We start from the raw sequence: 15361 nt of genomic DNA on the forward strand, positions 1-15361 counted from the left end.
TCTAGCGGGCTTTGGGTGCAGGGGCAATCAGGGCCGCGCGCTTCACAGCGCAAGTTTGCGCCCCGCCTTGCCCAGTGCCGCCTTGTCCTCGGCATCGAGCCCGAACTTGAGCCCCAGCCAGACCAGCGGAAAGAAACAGGCGAACTGGATCGCGGCGCGCGGCACCATGCCCAGCCCCTGGAACAGCCAGCCGACCAGCCAGAGCGCAGCAAATCCGCCCAGGCCGCAGGCGAGGGCGCGCAGGAAATGCCGGTCGAACGGACCCAGCCGATCGCTGATCCAAAGCTCGGCCACCGCTGCCCAGCTCGACACGATCACACCCGCGCTCACCGCCAGCGCCATGCCGGTTGCGCCCATGTCGTCGACGGTCAGCCAGCCGACCAGCCCGGCTGCGGCGAGCCCCGCAATCGAATTGGCGAGCGGCAGCAGGCGGTGCCCGGTCATCTCGACGATCGGCGTCGCCGCACCCAGGATCGTCTCGCCCGCACGGCCGACCAGCAGCACGACCAGCACCGGCAGCGCATCGGCGGCTTCGGGCGAGAACAGCAGCAATGTCGCGTCACCCCCTGCGATCATCACCGCGGTGAGCGGCAACACGATGATCGCGGCGATGCGGTTGGCAAAGCGGTAGAGCGGCGCGATCTGCGCCTTGTCGGCGGCCCGCTGCGCAGCGCTCAAGGGCGCGAGGACATAGAGAAAGGTCTGGCGCACGATCAGCGGCACCGAGGCTATCTTGCGCGCGATGCCGAACAGACCTGCCGCCACCGCGCCGCCACCACCGCTCAGCGCAAGGCCGAGCAGCACCGGCGGAAGGTCGTTGAACGCGCGTCGCGCCAGGTTGGGCGGCATCGTCGCCAGGCCCGATTTCAGCGTGTCATGACGCAGCGCGGGCGGCATCGGCGCACGCCATAGCAGGCCGAGATCGTAATAGCGCCCGAGCAGCCGCACCGACAGCCAGGCGGTGACGCCCAGAGAGACGATATGCGCGACGAACAGCCCGAACAGCCGCACCCCCAGCGCATAGAGTGCGACCGCGACGATCAGCCGCGCGATCTGCTCCCAGAAGATGCGCAGGCGAATCTCGGGCCCGAAGGCGCGACGCGCACGCGCAGCGGCGGTGGCGATCTCGAGCGCGACGGTGAGCGGCAGCGTCCACACGAACAGTGCGATCAGCGCGGGCAGGTGCGGGCGCATCGCCGGTTCGACCGAGAATTGCGGCGCGATTCCAGGCGCGGCGAGGGTGATGCACAGCGCCGCGAATGCGGACGGGATCACCGTCACCAGCAGCGCATAGCGCACCACGCCATGCTCGGCCTCGCGGCTGGCGGCGGACGGGATCGAACGCTGCAGCCCCTGCGCCAGCGACAAGGTGGTCAGCGTCGAGAGCACGTTCACTGCCGCCCAGAGCACGACATAGCTGCCATAGGTGGCGAGGCCGAACATCCACACGAAGGCGGGCTGGGTGACGATCTCGATGATCGCGCCCATGCGCGCCAGGCCCGACAGCGCCGCGCCGCTCGCGACATCGGCACGGCTGACAGCGGGTGCGGTAGTGGCAGGATCGGGCGTGTCGGCGGCCACGGGCTGCGGCCTATTCCTCGGTGCGGATAAGGACGGTCTCGCCGACCATCAGGAACAGGAAGAAGGGCGACCAGGCCGCGAGGATCGGCGGATAGGCGCCCAGATTGCCCATCGCGAGCGCGAAATTGTCCGCGACGAAATAGGCAAAGCCCAGCGCCATGCCGATCACGGCGCGGATGAACAGCTGGCCCGATCGCGCCAGGCCGAAGGCGGCGACTGCGCCGAGCAGCGGCATCAGCAGCGCCGAAAGCGGGCCGGAGAGCTTGTGCCACAGGTTCGCCTCAAGCGCGGCGGTCGGACGCCCGGCGGCCTTGAGTTCCTCGATCGCGGTCCAGAGCTGCGGGAAGGAAAGGCCATCGGCATTGACCTTGCTGAGCGTGAACTGATCGGGCCGGACATTGCCTGCGGTGACGATATCGCCCAGCACCTGCTTCTGCCCCGTGGCGACATCGAACTGCGTCGCATCGGTCAGCTTCCAGCCCTTGCCGGTATAGGTCCCTTCGCTGGCCTTGATGATCCGCGCCATGCCGCCCTGGCTGTCGCGCTGGTACACCGCGACCCCGGTCAGCCGCGTCGCATTGCCCCGGCCTTCGACGGTATCGGCCTGGATGATATTGTCGCCTTCGCGTACCCAGATGTTCGACTTCACGTTGGAATCGCGCGGGATCGGGCCGAAATCCGCCGCTTCCCAGGCATCGAGCGTCGCGGTGGCGCGGGTGAGGATGCGTTCGGAAAAGACGAAGGTGATGGCCGAGACGCCGAAGGCCGCGATCAGCAGCGGCGCGAGCACCTGATGCGCCGACAGCCCCGCCGCCTTCATCGCCACGACCTCGCTGTTCTGGTTCAGCGTCGCCAGCGTGATGATCGTCGCGAGCAGCACCGAGAAGGGCAGCACCAGATCGATGATCTGCGGCGCGCGAAGCGAGATATAGGTCAAGAGCTGCGCCTGGCCGTTGCCCGGATAGGCGAGGATCTTGCCGCTTTCGCCCAGCAGGTCGAGCGACTGCAGCACGATGAACAGCAGCGCCACCACCGCCAGGATGCTGGTGAGGAACTTGCGCGCCATGTAGATGGCCACGGTGCGCGACGGGAAGAATTCGAAATGCATCGCGCTTGCGCCTATTCCTGGAAGGACCGCTTGCGGCCGAAGCTGAACAGCCCGCGCACCGCCGCGCCCGATTTGGCGAAGACCTTTTCCAGCGCGCCGATCGGTTGACCGCCGGGCACGAAGGCCACCTGATAGTACATCCAGGCGATCAGCGCCGAGAACAGCGCGAACGGGACCCACAGCGCGATGATCGGGTCGACCAGCCCCAGCGCGCCGACATCTTCGCCATATTCGTTGATCTTGTGATAGGTCACGATCATCACGATCGACAGGAACACACCCAGCGCGGAGGTCGAGCGCTTGGGCGGGATCGCCAGCGCCACCGCGAGCAGCGGCATCAGCAGCATCATCACCACCTCGACCATGCGGAAATGGAAATTGGCGCGTGTCTGGTTGCGCTGTGCTTCGGGGATGCTGGCATCGGTACCGATGCGGACGAGTTCGGGGATCGTGTATTCGCGGTCCTTGCCGCCCCCGCGCCTGCGGAAGGATTCGATCTTGGGCAGGTCGATCGGCAGGTCATGGTTGCTGAAGGTCAGCACGCGCGGGGTCTTGTAGTCAGGCGAATCGTGCACCAGCGTGCCGTTGGTCAGGCGGAAGATGATCGTGTTCGGGTCATCGGTCGCCAGGAACTTGCCGCGCTCCGCCGTGACCGACAGCGACGTGCCCGACTTGGCCTCGGCACGCACGAAAATGCCGTACAGCTCACGCCCGCCATCGCGGCTCTGCTCGATGCGCAGCGTCATCCGGTCGCCCAATTGCGTGAATTCGCCGACCTTGATCGAGGCACCCAGCGCGCCCGAGCGCAGCTCGAAGCCCAGTTCCTCATAGGCATAGCGGGCCTTGGGCTGGATATAGCCGACCAAGGCCAGGTTCACGAGCATCAGCCCGACCGCGAACATGTACGGCACGCGCAGCAGCCGGGTGTAGCTGAGGCCCACCGCGCGGAACACGTCGAGTTCCGACGACATGGCGAGCTTGCGGAACGCAAGCAGGATGCCGAGAAGCAGGCCGATCGGGATGCCGAGCGAGAGATATTCGGGCAAGAGGTTGGCGAGCATGCGCCACACGACGCTGACCGGGCCGCCTTCGGCCGCGACAAAGTCGAACAATCGCAGCATCTTGTCGAGTACCAGCAGCATGGCAGCCAGGATCAACGTGCCGACCAGCGGAAAGAAGACGAGACGGGCGATATAAGCGTCTGTGGCGGTTAGCAATTTCAACTTATTGTCGCCCTGTCACCATGATTTGGCCGCAAACGCTTCCCATAAGCAGATGGTAAAGGGGGCTCATCAGCCTTGTCCGCGCCATCCGGAGCGGCACGGCTATAGCTTCTGGGATTGATTACGTCATGTTCAAAATTGCGGCAAAATCACTGGCTTGTCTGGCTGCGGGCGGCATCGCCTTCGCGGCCCTGACGCCTGTGGCGCATGCGCAGCGTCAGGAAATCGCCAACGACATGCGCAAATGCGCTGCCGGAGCCGACGGCCCGGCGGTGCATGTCGAGGTCAGCGGCTTCAAGGCGAATACCGGCCGCATCCGCGTGCAGGCCTATCCCGCCACCAAGGCGAGCTGGCTGGAAAAGGGTGCGTGGATCAACCGCATCGACACCGCCGTCGCCCCGCGCGGTGGCAAGATGAGCTTCTGCGTGCCGCTTCCGGCTACCGGCGCCTATGGCATCGCCGTGCGTCATGATGTCGATGGCAGCGGCAAATCCGGCTGGAACGATGGTGGTGGGTTCTCCAACAACCCCTCGCTTTCTTTGCTCAGCCTCAAGCCCTCTGCGGGCAAGACCGCCATCCGGGTGGGTCCCGGCGTTACGCGCATCCAGGTGGTCCTGAACTACCGCCAGGGGATGACGATCAAGCCGATAGGATGACCTGAATGACTCTCGTTGCGCTCATTTCCAATCCGCGCTCGACCGGCAACAAGGCGATGTTGCCGGCGGTGCGCGATTATTGCGCGCGCAACCCGGACATCTTCCACTACGAGGTGGAAGAGGTGCACCAGATTGCCGACGCGCTGCGCGCGATCGCGCTGGTCAAGCCGCGCGTGCTCGTGATCAATGGCGGCGACGGCACGGTGCAGGCGACGCTGACCGAACTCTACCATGGCGGCCATTTCGGCAAGTCGCCGCCTGCGGTCGCGGTGCTGCCCAACGGCAAGACCAACCTCATCGCGCTCGATCTGGGCGCGCGCGGCAAGCCGCTGCCCACGCTCGACCGCATCGTCGAGATCGCGCGCAATGACCTGGAAAGCCATATCGTGGTGCGTCAGCTCATCGCGCTGTCCGACGGCGAGGACGGGCGCCCGGTACTGGGCATGTTCATGGGTGGGGCCGGGCTGGCCGAGATCATCCTCTATTGTCGCCAGAAGATTTACCCGCTGGGTCTGCCCAATTCGGTCAGCCATTTCATCGCGGCGATCGCGGGGCTGTTCACCATGCTGTTCGGGCTCACCGCCAAGTTCCTGCCGATCACGCGCTCGGCGCTGCGCATCTCCTATTTCCAGAAGGGCGAGCTCAACGGCAGCTTTCTGGTGGTGATGGTGACGACGCTGGAAAAACTGCTGCTGGGCAGCCGCGCGGATAGCGGACCATCGCCGACCGGGCATCTCAAGTTCATCGCGGTCGAGCATAATCGTGCCGGGCTGACGACGATGCTGATCGACACGCTGATGGGCCGGTTCGGCACGCGGCGCGGGCGCGGCGTGCATCTGGCGCGCGAGGACATGATCCGCATCGACAGCGACCGCACGCGCAGCCGGGTGATCCTGGACGGCGAGATTTTCGAGGCGAGCGCGGGCAAGCCGATCATCCTGCGTTCGACCGATCCGGTGCCGTTTCTGCGCCTGGCAGCTTGATCGCTTGGCCATGAACTGCGGAGGCGGATGTTCATCGCCTCTCCCTTGATGGGAGAGGCAGCGAGACTTGGTGGCTTTGCCACCTAGTCGCAGCGGTGAGGGTGATCGGGCAGCTGCGTGAAAGGTTTCGCAGTTTGACACCAGCAGCTACATTCCGAGAACGCACCCCCACCCAACCCTCCCCCATCAAGGGGGAGGGCTTTCGATACTAGCTGGTCATGGCCCCGACTCTCCAATCGCTCATCGCCGCCGAAGCGCTTCAGCCGGTCGACCCACGCGTCGCTGAGTTCGCGCGCGCAATCATCGCCCCGTTCGGCGAGACGGCGCGGGCGGTGATTTTCTACGGTTCATGCCTGCGCGAGGCGCAGCTCGACGGGTTGATGCTCGATTTCTACATCATCGTCTCGGATTATGCGGCGGCCTATCGCGCGGCGAACAAGGCCGGGTGGATGGCGCGAGCCAATGCGCTGATCCCGCCCAATGTCTTTCCGGCGGCGCATGACAATCTTGCCGCCAAATATGCGGTGCTGTCCGAGGCGGACCTGGCCAGAGCGTGCTCGATGCAGGCGGGCGATGTCTCGGTCTGGGCGCGCTTTGCCCAGCCGGTGCGGATCGTGTGGAGCGCCGATGCTGCCGCCGAGGCGCATGCGCTGGATGCGTTGTGCGCGGCGCCGGTGACGCTGCTGCGCCATGCCGCGCCGGTTGCAGACAGCGCCAGTGCCGATCCGCTGCACATCTGGCGCACCGGCTTCACCCGCACCTATGGCGCGGAACTGCGCGCCGAACGCGGCGACCGGCCTGACAAGGTGGTCGATTTCGCGCCCGATCATTATGCGGCGGTCGGCGCAGCGATCGCGCGCGAAGTGCCTGATCTGGCCGCCATGCCGCGCGAGGAGGCAGAAAACCGCTGGGCAAGTCTGCGGGCACGCGGCAAGCGGTTGACGGTCGCTCGGCTCGCCAAGGCGAGCTTCACCTTCGCCGGCGGCATCGATTATCTGGCCTGGAAGATCAACCGGCACGCGGGCACGCAGATCACGATCCGACCCTGGCAGCGCAAATGGCCGTTGGTCGCGGCGCTGTTCCTGGTGCCGAAGCTGCTGAAGAGCGGCGCGGTCAGATAGCGTCCGTGCGAAACGAAAAACCCCCCTTCCGGTCCATCCGGAAAGGGGGTTGATCGAATATCGGCTCAGGCCATTGAGTTGTCGGTAACGGCCGTTGCGTCTCCCCTACGGTCGAACCGCAGGTCGGTTCCGATCCGATGCGATTAACGGATCAGGCTCAGCACGCCCTGCTGGCTCTGGTTGGCCTGGGCGAGCATCGCGGTCGAGGCCTGCGCCAGGATCTGCGACCGGGCGAGGTTGGTCGATTCTTCCGAGAAGTTCGCGTCCTGGATGCGCGAGCGCGCTTCCGACAGGTTGGTCGAGCGGTTGACCAGGCTGGAGACGGTCGCCTGCAGACGGTTCTGGCTGGCGCCGAGACCGGCCTGTGCGGTGGTGATCGTGTTCAGCGCGGTATCCAGCGCGGTCAGAGCAGCGCTCGGGTCACCCGTGCCGGCCAGCGCGCCGATATCGACGCCATCGATGCCCAGGCCCACGGTGGTCACGTTGGCGAGCGTGATGTTGACCGTGTCGCCCGATGCGATGCCGGTCTGGATGGCGACCGGGCCTGCAGTGTTGAGCAGGGCCACGCCGTTGAAGGTGGTCTTGTTGGCGACATCGTTCACCTGCGCCTTCAGCGCGGTGACTTCCGCCTTCAGCGCGGTGACTTCCGCCTGCAGGTTGGTGCGGTCGCTGTCTGCCAGCGTGCCCGAAGCCGATTGCACCGCCAGCTCGCGCATACGCTGCATCATGTTGACGATTTCGTTCATTCCGCCTTCGGCGGTCTGCGTCAGCGAAATGCCGTCATTGGCGTTGCGGACGGCCTGGTTGAGGCCACGGATCTGCGAAGTCATGCGCGTGGCGATGGCATTGCCGGCTGCGTCGTCTGCGGCGGAGTTGATGCGCTTGCCGGTCGACAGGCGGTCGATCGACTTCGACAGGCTCATCTGAGCCGAAGTCGAAGCGTTTGCAGCACGGAGCGCCGAAACATTGGTACCGATTACAGTCATCTGTGGTTCCTTCCACTATCCTGGGGCGGCTCCAAAAAATGTAGCGGCCTCAATGACTAAGACGGTGGGGCTGACGGGAGATTAAGCAGAAAGCGTCAAATTTTCGTCTGACGTGTCAATTTTCCGCCGGATCGCCGCGCCAGCCCCTCACGTCATTAGCGGATCAGGCTCAGCACGCCCTGCTGGCTCTGGTTCGCCTGGGCCAGCATCGCGGTCGAGGCCTGGCTGAGGATCTGCGACTTGGCGAGGTTGGTCGATTCCTCGGAGAAGTTCGCGTCCTGGATGCGCGAGCGCGCTTCCGACAGGTTGGTCGAGCGGTTGACCAGGCTGGAGACGGTCGCCTGCAGACGGTTCTGGCTGGCACCGAGATTTGCCTGGGCGGTGGTGATCGTGTTCAGCGCGGTATCGAGCGCGGTCAGCGCGGTGCCAGCACCGGCGGCGGTGCTGATGTCGATCGTGCCGATGGCAAGACCGGTTGCACCCGTGGTGACGTTGGCAAGCGCGATGTTGACCGTGTCGCCCGAGCCGATGCCGGTCTGGATGGACACGGGGCCGGCAGTGTTCAGCAGCGAGACGCCGTTGAAGTTGGTCTTGCCCGCGACGTCGTCGACCTGCGCCAGCAGGGCGGTGACTTCCGCCTGCAGGTTGGCGCGGTCACCGCCGGCCAGCGTGCCCGAAGCCGATTGCACGGCCAGTTCGCGCATACGCTGCATCATGTTGGTGATTTCGTTCATGCCGCCTTCGGCCGTCTGCGCCAGCGAGATGCCGTCGTTCGCGTTGCGAACCGCCTGGTTGAGGCCACGGATCTGCGAGGTCATGCGGGTGGCGATGGCATTGCCGGCCGCGTCGTCAGCGGCGGAGTTGATGCGCTTGCCGGTGGACAGGCGATCGATCGACTTCGACAGGCTCATCTGAGCCGAAGTCGAAGCGTTGGCAGCACGGAGTGCTGCGACGTTCGTTCCGATAACAGTCATAAGTTGGTTCCCTTCACGTCTTCCTTCCGGCAGCTCGTAAAAGGAGCGGCCTCACCATCTTTGACGGTGAGGCCGACGGAGAATTAAGCAAAAACCGTCAAATTTTTGTCGGGCGCGTCAAATTTCTGACTGATCGCCCATTCCGGTCCTTTTATCGGATCAGGCTGAGCACGCCCTGCTGGCTCTGGTTGGCCTGGGCGAGCATCGCAGTCGAGGCCTGACTGAGGATCTGCGACTTGGCGAGGTTCGTCGATTCCTCGGAGAAGTTCGCGTCCTGGATGCGCGAGCGCGCTTCCGACAGGTTGGTTGCGCGGTTGACCAGGCTCGACACGGTCGCCTGCAGACGGTTCTGGCTGGCACCGAGATTCGCCTGTGCGGTGGTGATCGAGTTGAGCGCGGTGTCGAGCGCGGTCAGCGCGGTGCCTGCGCCAGCGGCGGTGCTGATGTCGATCGTGTCGATCGACAGGCCGGTCGCGGTCACGTTGGCGGTCGCGATTTCGACGGTATCGCCCGAGCTCACGCCGGTCTGGATGGCGATGGTCGGAGCGGGCGCCGGGGTCTGCGGCACGTTCAGCAGCTGCACGCCGTTGAAGGTGGTCTTGTTGGCGACGTCGTTGACCTGCGACAGCAGGGCGGTGACTTCCGCCTGCAGGTTGGTGCGGTCGCCTGCGACCAGCGTGCCCGAAGCCGACTGGACGGCCAGTTCGCGCATACGCTGCATCATGTTGACGATCTCGTTCATGCCGCCTTCAGCGGTCTGCGCCAGCGAGATACCGTCGTTCGCGTTGCGTACGGCCTGGTTGAGGCCACGGATCTGCGAGGTCATGCGGGTGGCGATGGCATTGCCTGCGGCGTCGTCGGCGGCGGAGTTGATGCGCTTGCCGGTGGACAGGCGATCGATCGACCGGGACAGGCTGCCCTGAGCCGCGGTCGAAGCATTGGCAGCCCGGAGGGCTGCAACGTTCGTTCCAATAACGGTCATTGTTGAGTCCTTTCACTTCTTCCCTGGGGCCACCCCATTGCTGGGGCGGCCTCAAGCGCTTTGACGGCGAGGGCTGACAGGAAATTAAGTGGAAAACGTCAGTTTTTTGGCGGACGCGTCATAATCTTGACGAACGCCCGTCAGCCCCCCCTGCGTCGCTTAACGGATCAGGCTGAGCACGCCCTGCTGGCTCTGGTTGGCCTGGGCGAGCATCGCGGTCGACGCCTGGCTGAGGATCTGCGACCGGGCGAGGTTGGTCGATTCTTCCGAGAAGTTCGCATCCTGGATGCGCGAGCGGGCTTCCGACAGGTTGGTGGCGCGGTTGACGAGGCTGGAGACGGTCGCCTGCAGACGGTTCTGGCTGGCGCCGAGATTCGCCTGTGCGGTGGTGATCGTGTTCAGCGCGGTGTCGAGCGAGGTCAGCGCGGCGGCGGCACCGGTATCGGTGGCGATGGTGATGGCGTTGATGCCAAGACCGGTGGCGGTGACATCGGCAAGCGCGATGTTCATGGTGTCGCCCGAAGCGCTGCCGGTCTGGATGGCGACCGGGCCTGCGGTGTTCAGCAGCGAAACGCCGTTGAAGGTGGTCTTGCCTGCGACGTCGTTGACCTGGGCGATCAACGCGGTGACTTCCGCCTGCAGGTTGGTGCGGTCACCGGCAACCAGCGTGCCCGAGGCCGACTGGACGGCCAATTCGCGCATGCGCTGCATCATGTTGACGATCTCGTTCATGCCGCCTTCGGCGGTCTGGGTCAGCGAGATACCGTCGTTCGCATTGCGCACGGCCTGGTTGAGGCCGCGGATCTGCGAGGTCATGCGGGTGGCAATGGCATTGCCGGCCGCGTCGTCGGCGGCAGAGTTGATGCGCTTGCCGGTGGACAGGCGATCGATCGACTTCGACAGGCTCATCTGGGCCGAGGTCGAAGCGTTGGCGGCGCGAAGCGCCGCGACATTCGTTCCGATAACAGTCATCTCATATTCCTTTCGATGGGGCGCTCGGTCCCTCCTAAGCGGCCTCGAAAGGAATTAACGGCGGGCAATGACGGGCTTTAAGTCAAAATCTGACCAGTATTTTGACGCCCGTCATTTTCCCGACGATGCTGTTATCAGTTTTTCCTCCGGTCTTACGAGCGGATCAGGCTGAGCACGCCCTGCTGGCTCTGGTTCGCCTGGGCGAGCATCGCCGTCGATGCCTGGCTCAGAATCTGCGCCTTGGCGAGGTTGGTCGACTCGTCCGAGAAGTTGGCGTCCTGAATACGCGAGCGGGCTTCCGACAGGTTGGTCGAGCGGTTGATCAGGCTCGAGACGGTCGCCTGCAGACGGTTCTGGCTGGCACCCAGGTTCGCCTGAGCGGTGGTGATGTTGTTCAGCGCGGTGTCGAGCGCGGTCAGCGCGGTGCCTGCGCCTGCAACGGTGCTGATATCGATCGCGCCGACGGCAAGGCCCGTGGTGGTGACGTTGGCCAGCGTGATGTTGACGACGTCGCCCGAATCAATGCCGGTCTGGATCGCGATGGGGCCGACAGCGGTCAGCAGCGACACGCCGTTGAAGTTGGTCTTGTTGGCAACGTCGTCGACCTGGAGGATCAGCGCCGCGACTTCCGCCTGCAGGTTGGTGCGGTCGCTGTTGCTCAGCGTGCCCGATGCCGACTGGACGGCCAGTTCGCGCATGCGCTGCAACATGTTGGTGATCTCGTTCATGCCGCCTTCGGCCGTCTGGGTCAGCGAGATGCCGTCATTGGCGTTGCGGACGGCCTGGCCGAGGCCACGGATCTGCGAGGTCATGCGGGTGGCGATCGCGTTACCGGCAGCATCGTCAGCGGCCGAGTTGATGCGCTTGCCGGTGGACAGGCGGTCAATCGCGCGGCCCAGCATGGCCTGGGCAGCGGTCGAGGCATTGGCAGCGCGGATGGCGCCGATATTCGTTCCGATAACAGTCATCAGTCTTTCCTTTCGCTTGGTCAATCTTGCGGCGCACTGCTTCTGTCAGCGGCCTCGACATGGTTAACGGCGCGGTTGGAAAGCCATTAAGAAGTTTTCACACACCTTTCGAACAGGTTGTCATTTGGCCGACAGGCGTCAATTTCTTGACGCCTGGGCCGGGCAAAACCCGTCAATTTTTTGGCAGGGATGCCTTGCCTTATATATATAGGGGGGTGTGGGCGGCCATTTTCTGCCGTTTTCCCGATTTGGCACGGCGATTGCTTTGCTTTGGACCTGCGGGGGCCAGTGTAACGGCTGGCCAACGCGATCCATTAAGTCGGGGGACTGAAAAAATGATCGAATGCACTATCAGCGAGGCGGTTCGTGAAAATCTGCCCATGCTGGAAAGCTGGCTCGCATCGGCCTGGATCAAGCCGGTTGCCGCAGGTGCTGCGACCGTGCAGACCGCCAAGGTGCTGATGGCCGCGGAAATCGCGTCGGCCAGCCATCGTGACATTCTCATCGATTTTCGCGACGGCGCACCGTCGCTCGTCCGCGCTGCCAACGGCCTGCCCGCGCGCATCGCCTTCGGCTTCGACGACATGGCGCTGGGACTGGCGCTGGTGGCAGAACTGCTGCGCGCCGGACGCGGCCCCGCCGTCGGCGAACCGGCCATGGCCAAGCTGATGGGCTATGCCGCCCGCATTGCACGCAGCGAGGCTGCGGTGCTGATCCAGGGCGAAACCGGCACCGGCAAGGAAGGCATGGCCCGGCTGGTGCATGACGAAAGCCCGCGCGCCAAGGGTCCGTTCATCGCGGTCAACTGCGCCGCTCTCCCCGAAACCATGGTCGAGGCCATCCTGTTCGGCCACAAAAAGGGTGCCTTCACCGGCGCGTCGGCTGATGGCGAGGGCCTGTTCCGCGCGGCCGATGGTGGCACATTGTTCCTCGACGAAATCACCGAGCTGCCGCTGGCGCTCCAAGCCAAGCTGCTGCGCGCGCTGCAGGAAGGCGAAGTCCTTCCCGTCGGCGAGACCCGCGCGGTCAAGGTCGATGTCCGCATCGTCACCGCCGCCAACCGCGACGCGGCCGAGCTGGTCGCCGCCGGCGAATTCCGCGAAGACCTTTACTGGCGCCTCAACGTGATGCCGATCGCACTCCCCCGCCTTGCCGATCGTCGTCAGGATGTCCGCGCCATTGCCGCCGCCATGCTGCTGCGCATGCAGAATGCCGGTGACGACTTTGCCTGGCTGAGCGCCGAAGCGCTCGAAACGCTGCAGGCGCACCAGTGGCCCGGCAATGCCCGCGAGCTGGGCAACGTGCTGCAGCGCGCGCTGGTATTGCGCGAAGGCGATTGCATCGAGGCTGAAGATCTGGGCCTTGCCCCCGCCCGCCTGTTCACGCCCGCTCCGGTCCAGCCCGTCGCCGCACCGCAGATCAGCACGCCGCGTGCCGATCCGGTGCCTGCCGCCGGTTCCGCCCGCCTGATGCGCGGCAGCGATCTGCACAGCCTGTCGCGCGCGGTCGAGCATGACGCGATCCAGCGCGCGCTCGACGAGAATGGCGGCAACCGCCGCGAAACCGCCAAGATGCTCGGCATCTCCGAACGCACCCTGCGCTACCGCCTCGCCAATATGCGCGAGCTGGCAGCCGCAGCCTGATCGATAACGGGAAACAGAACCCATGAGCACCAATATCAGCAGCTCGATCATGGCCGCGCGCAACGCCATTCTGCAACAGAACAGCGCGCTGCAGCAGATCAGCAAGAAATCCCCGATGCTGGGCACCGAGCCGACCGAGACCCGGACGGACGGCTTTTCGGGCACGCTCAAGACCGCGCTCGACCAGGTCAACCAGGTGCAGCACGCCTCGTCCGAGGCCGCAACCGCCTATGAAATGGGCCAGACCACCGACATCGCGGCGGTGATGATGGCCAAGCAGAAGGCGTCGATCGGTTTCGAAGCGACGCTGCAGGTCCGTAACAAATTGCTGTCCGCCTATCAGGACATCATGAACATGCCGGTGTAATCCATGTCCGACATCACCATCACCCCCAATAATGTCGACGGATCCGCTCCGGCCGTGATCCCCGGAAGCCCCGGCACCGGCGCAGGTGCCGGCGCGCGTGTGCTCAACGGCACCGCGATCCCGGCCCAGGTCCGCAATTTCATGAGCCAGCCGGCGGTGTCCAAGGCGATGCCGCTGGTCGGCTTTCTGGGCGTCGTGCTGCTTTCGGTGCTCGCCTGGGCTGCCTTGCGCGAACCGCCGCAGCGCGATCTGTTCCGCGGCCTGCCCGATAGCGACAAGGCAGCGGTGATCGCCGCGCTCGACAGCTCGACCATCCCGTACAGCTTCGAGGAAAGCTCGGGCACGATCATGGTCTCCGAAGATGATTACCACAAAGCCAAGATCGCGCTCGCCGCGCAGGGCCTGCCCAAGAGCGCGCCGAGCGGTGACGAGCTGATCTCGTCGATGCCGATGGGGGCCAGCCGCGCGGTGGAGAATGAAAAGCTCCGCGCCGCGCGCGAGCTCGATCTGGCGCGCAGCATCGAGGCGATGGAATCGGTGGTCTCGGCACGCGTTCATCTCGCGGTCGAACCGCCCAGCGTGTTCATCCGCGACCGCAACGAGCCGGCCGCCTCGGTCGTGCTCCAGCTCGCCAATGCCGGACGCCTGCCCGAATCGCAGGTCCAGGCGATCATCCATCTCGTCGCCAGCTCGGTCCCCGGGCTGTCGGCCGACAATGTCTCGGTCGTCGACCAGAATGGCCGCCTGCTCTCGGGCGATGGCAAGAGCGGCATGAACGGCGTGGAACAGCAGATCGAGATGAAGGAAGCGATCGAGGAGCGCTATCGTCGGCAGCTCAACGCGCTGCTGACCCCGGTTCTGGGCGCCGGCAATTTCGTTGCCGAGGTCTCGACCGAGATCAACATGACCGAGCGCCAGGCGACCACCGAAAGCTTCCCTGCCGATGAAGCGCGGGTGAAGAGCGAGCAGACGTCGATCTCGACCGAGACCAGCCCTGCTCCTGCCGGAGGCGTCCCCGGCGCGCTGGCCAACCAGCCGCCCGCCGATCCCACGGTTACGCCGCAGGCCGGTGGCCAGCTGGCCGGCGCAGAAGCCGCCCCTCCCGGTGCACCGACCACGCGCAACGAGCAGACCAACCGCAATTTCGAACTGGGTCGCCAGATCGCGGTGACCAAGGAGCCTTCGGGCAAGGTCACCCGCATTTCGGTCGCCGTCGCGGTCAAGAACCTGCCCGGCGGCAAGGAACGCAGCCCGCAGGAAATCGCGGCCATCGAGGCGCTGGTCAAGGGCGCGATCGGCTTCGACACTGCGCGCGGCGACCAGGTCGCGATCTCGTCGCGCAATTTCGAGCCGGTCACCAAGGTCGAGGAGCCGTTCTACGAAGCCAGCTGGTTCAACATGGTGGTGCGCAACGTTTCCGCGCTGCTGGTGGCGCTCGCCCTGATCTTCGGCATTGGCCGCCCGCTGCTCAAGCGCTACACCCGCCAGAAGGCCGACGAGAAGGCCGCGGCAGATGCAGTCAAGGCGGCGGAAACCGGCGAACTGCTGTCGCAGGCGCTGGGAACCGACGGCAAGGACGCGAACGGTGCCTCTGGTGGTGCGGCTGCCCGCACGCCGAAGGAAAACGAACCGGTCACGCTCGACATGATCAATGCCGCTTCGACCTATCAGGAGCGCGCGCTGCTGATCCAGAATTTCGTCCGGCAGAATCCCGACCACGCCACTCTGGTGGTCCGTGAGCTGCTGAAGGGCAATGCCGACGCTGGCAAGGAGCCTGCCAATGCCTGATGTTCTCGA

At 65.1% G+C, this 15361-nt stretch carries 14 protein-coding genes; 6 read left to right on the forward strand and 8 right to left on the reverse strand.

Translation table 11 applies throughout. The features are described from left to right. Positions 1–42 precede the first annotated feature (42 nt). The 3 genes from AX725_RS01275 to lptF are packed head-to-tail and all read right to left on the reverse strand — an operon-like array spanning position 43 to position 3906. A complete protein-coding gene (locus AX725_RS01275) occupies positions 43–1581 on the reverse strand; it encodes a lipopolysaccharide biosynthesis protein (protein WP_060979430.1) in 1539 nt (512 codons plus the stop codon). 10 nt (positions 1582–1591) lie between these two features. Then, a complete protein-coding gene (lptG, locus tag AX725_RS01280; protein WP_060979431.1) occupies positions 1592–2689 on the reverse strand; it encodes an LPS export ABC transporter permease LptG in 1098 nt (365 codons plus the stop codon). 11 nt (positions 2690–2700) lie between these two features. After that, the gene (gene lptF / locus AX725_RS01285) at positions 2701–3906 is read right to left on the reverse strand and encodes an LPS export ABC transporter permease LptF (protein ID WP_060979463.1); all 1206 of its coding nucleotides are present in this window, start codon (positions 3904–3906) and stop codon (positions 2701–2703) included. A 134-nt stretch (positions 3907–4040) separates the two neighbouring features. Here lptF and AX725_RS01290 point away from each other — a divergent pair, with 134 nt between their 5' ends. From AX725_RS01290 to AX725_RS01300, 3 genes are all read left to right on the forward strand, one after another. Beyond that, positions 4041–4568: a DUF2141 domain-containing protein gene (locus AX725_RS01290; RefSeq protein ID WP_060979432.1), complete on the forward strand. Its 528-nt coding sequence runs from the start codon at positions 4041–4043 to the stop codon at positions 4566–4568. Positions 4569–4573: 5 nt separating this feature from the next. After that, positions 4574–5551 carry a diacylglycerol kinase family protein gene (locus AX725_RS01295; RefSeq protein WP_066113947.1) on the forward strand — a complete coding sequence of 326 codons (978 nt, stop codon included), beginning with the start codon at positions 4574–4576 and terminating at the stop codon, positions 5549–5551. Between the two features lie 218 nt (positions 5552–5769). After that, entirely contained in the window at positions 5770–6672 is a 903-nt protein-coding gene (locus tag AX725_RS01300) for a hypothetical protein (protein WP_060979434.1), read from the forward strand. Positions 6673–6815: 143 nt separating this feature from the next. Here the strand turns inward: AX725_RS01300 and AX725_RS01305 are convergent, their stop codons facing one another. The 5 genes from AX725_RS01305 to AX725_RS01325 all read right to left on the reverse strand — a co-directional run bounded on the left by AX725_RS01305 (position 6816) and on the right by AX725_RS01325 (position 11554). Continuing rightward, the gene (locus tag AX725_RS01305) at positions 6816–7658 is read right to left on the reverse strand and encodes a flagellin N-terminal helical domain-containing protein (RefSeq protein ID WP_066119046.1); all 843 of its coding nucleotides are present in this window, start codon (positions 7656–7658) and stop codon (positions 6816–6818) included. Between the two features lie 155 nt (positions 7659–7813). After that, positions 7814–8632, reverse strand: coding sequence for a flagellin N-terminal helical domain-containing protein (locus AX725_RS01310; protein ID WP_060979436.1), 819 nt, complete (start codon positions 8630–8632; stop codon positions 7814–7816). 151 nt (positions 8633–8783) lie between these two features. Further along, positions 8784–9614, reverse strand: a complete 831-nt coding sequence (locus AX725_RS01315) for a flagellin N-terminal helical domain-containing protein (protein WP_060979437.1) — start codon at positions 9612–9614, stop codon at positions 8784–8786. A 159-nt stretch (positions 9615–9773) separates the two neighbouring features. After that, entirely contained in the window at positions 9774–10586 is an 813-nt protein-coding gene (locus tag AX725_RS01320) for a flagellin N-terminal helical domain-containing protein (protein WP_060979438.1), read from the reverse strand. Between the two features lie 152 nt (positions 10587–10738). Then, positions 10739–11554, reverse strand: coding sequence for a flagellin N-terminal helical domain-containing protein (locus AX725_RS01325; RefSeq protein ID WP_060979439.1), 816 nt, complete (start codon positions 11552–11554; stop codon positions 10739–10741). A 335-nt stretch (positions 11555–11889) separates the two neighbouring features. Between AX725_RS01325 and AX725_RS01330 the strand changes: the two genes are divergently transcribed. Genes AX725_RS01330 through fliF form a run of 3 tightly spaced genes read left to right on the forward strand, consistent with a single transcriptional unit; the run spans position 11890 to position 15352 of the window. After that, the gene (locus tag AX725_RS01330; protein WP_060979440.1) at positions 11890–13197 is read left to right on the forward strand and encodes a sigma-54 interaction domain-containing protein; all 1308 of its coding nucleotides are present in this window, start codon (positions 11890–11892) and stop codon (positions 13195–13197) included. Positions 13198–13219: 22 nt separating this feature from the next. Next, entirely contained in the window at positions 13220–13564 is a 345-nt protein-coding gene (gene fliE / locus AX725_RS01335; RefSeq protein WP_060979441.1) for a flagellar hook-basal body complex protein FliE, read from the forward strand. A gap of 3 nt (positions 13565–13567) precedes the next feature. Further along, the gene (fliF, locus tag AX725_RS01340; RefSeq protein WP_060979442.1) at positions 13568–15352 is read left to right on the forward strand and encodes a flagellar basal-body MS-ring/collar protein FliF; all 1785 of its coding nucleotides are present in this window, start codon (positions 13568–13570) and stop codon (positions 15350–15352) included. Positions 15353–15361: the final 9 nt, after the last annotated feature.

The sequence above is a fragment of the Blastomonas sp. CCH9-A1 genome (assembly GCF_001557175.1).
GTDB lineage: Bacteria > Pseudomonadota > Alphaproteobacteria > Sphingomonadales > Sphingomonadaceae > Blastomonas > Blastomonas delafieldii_A.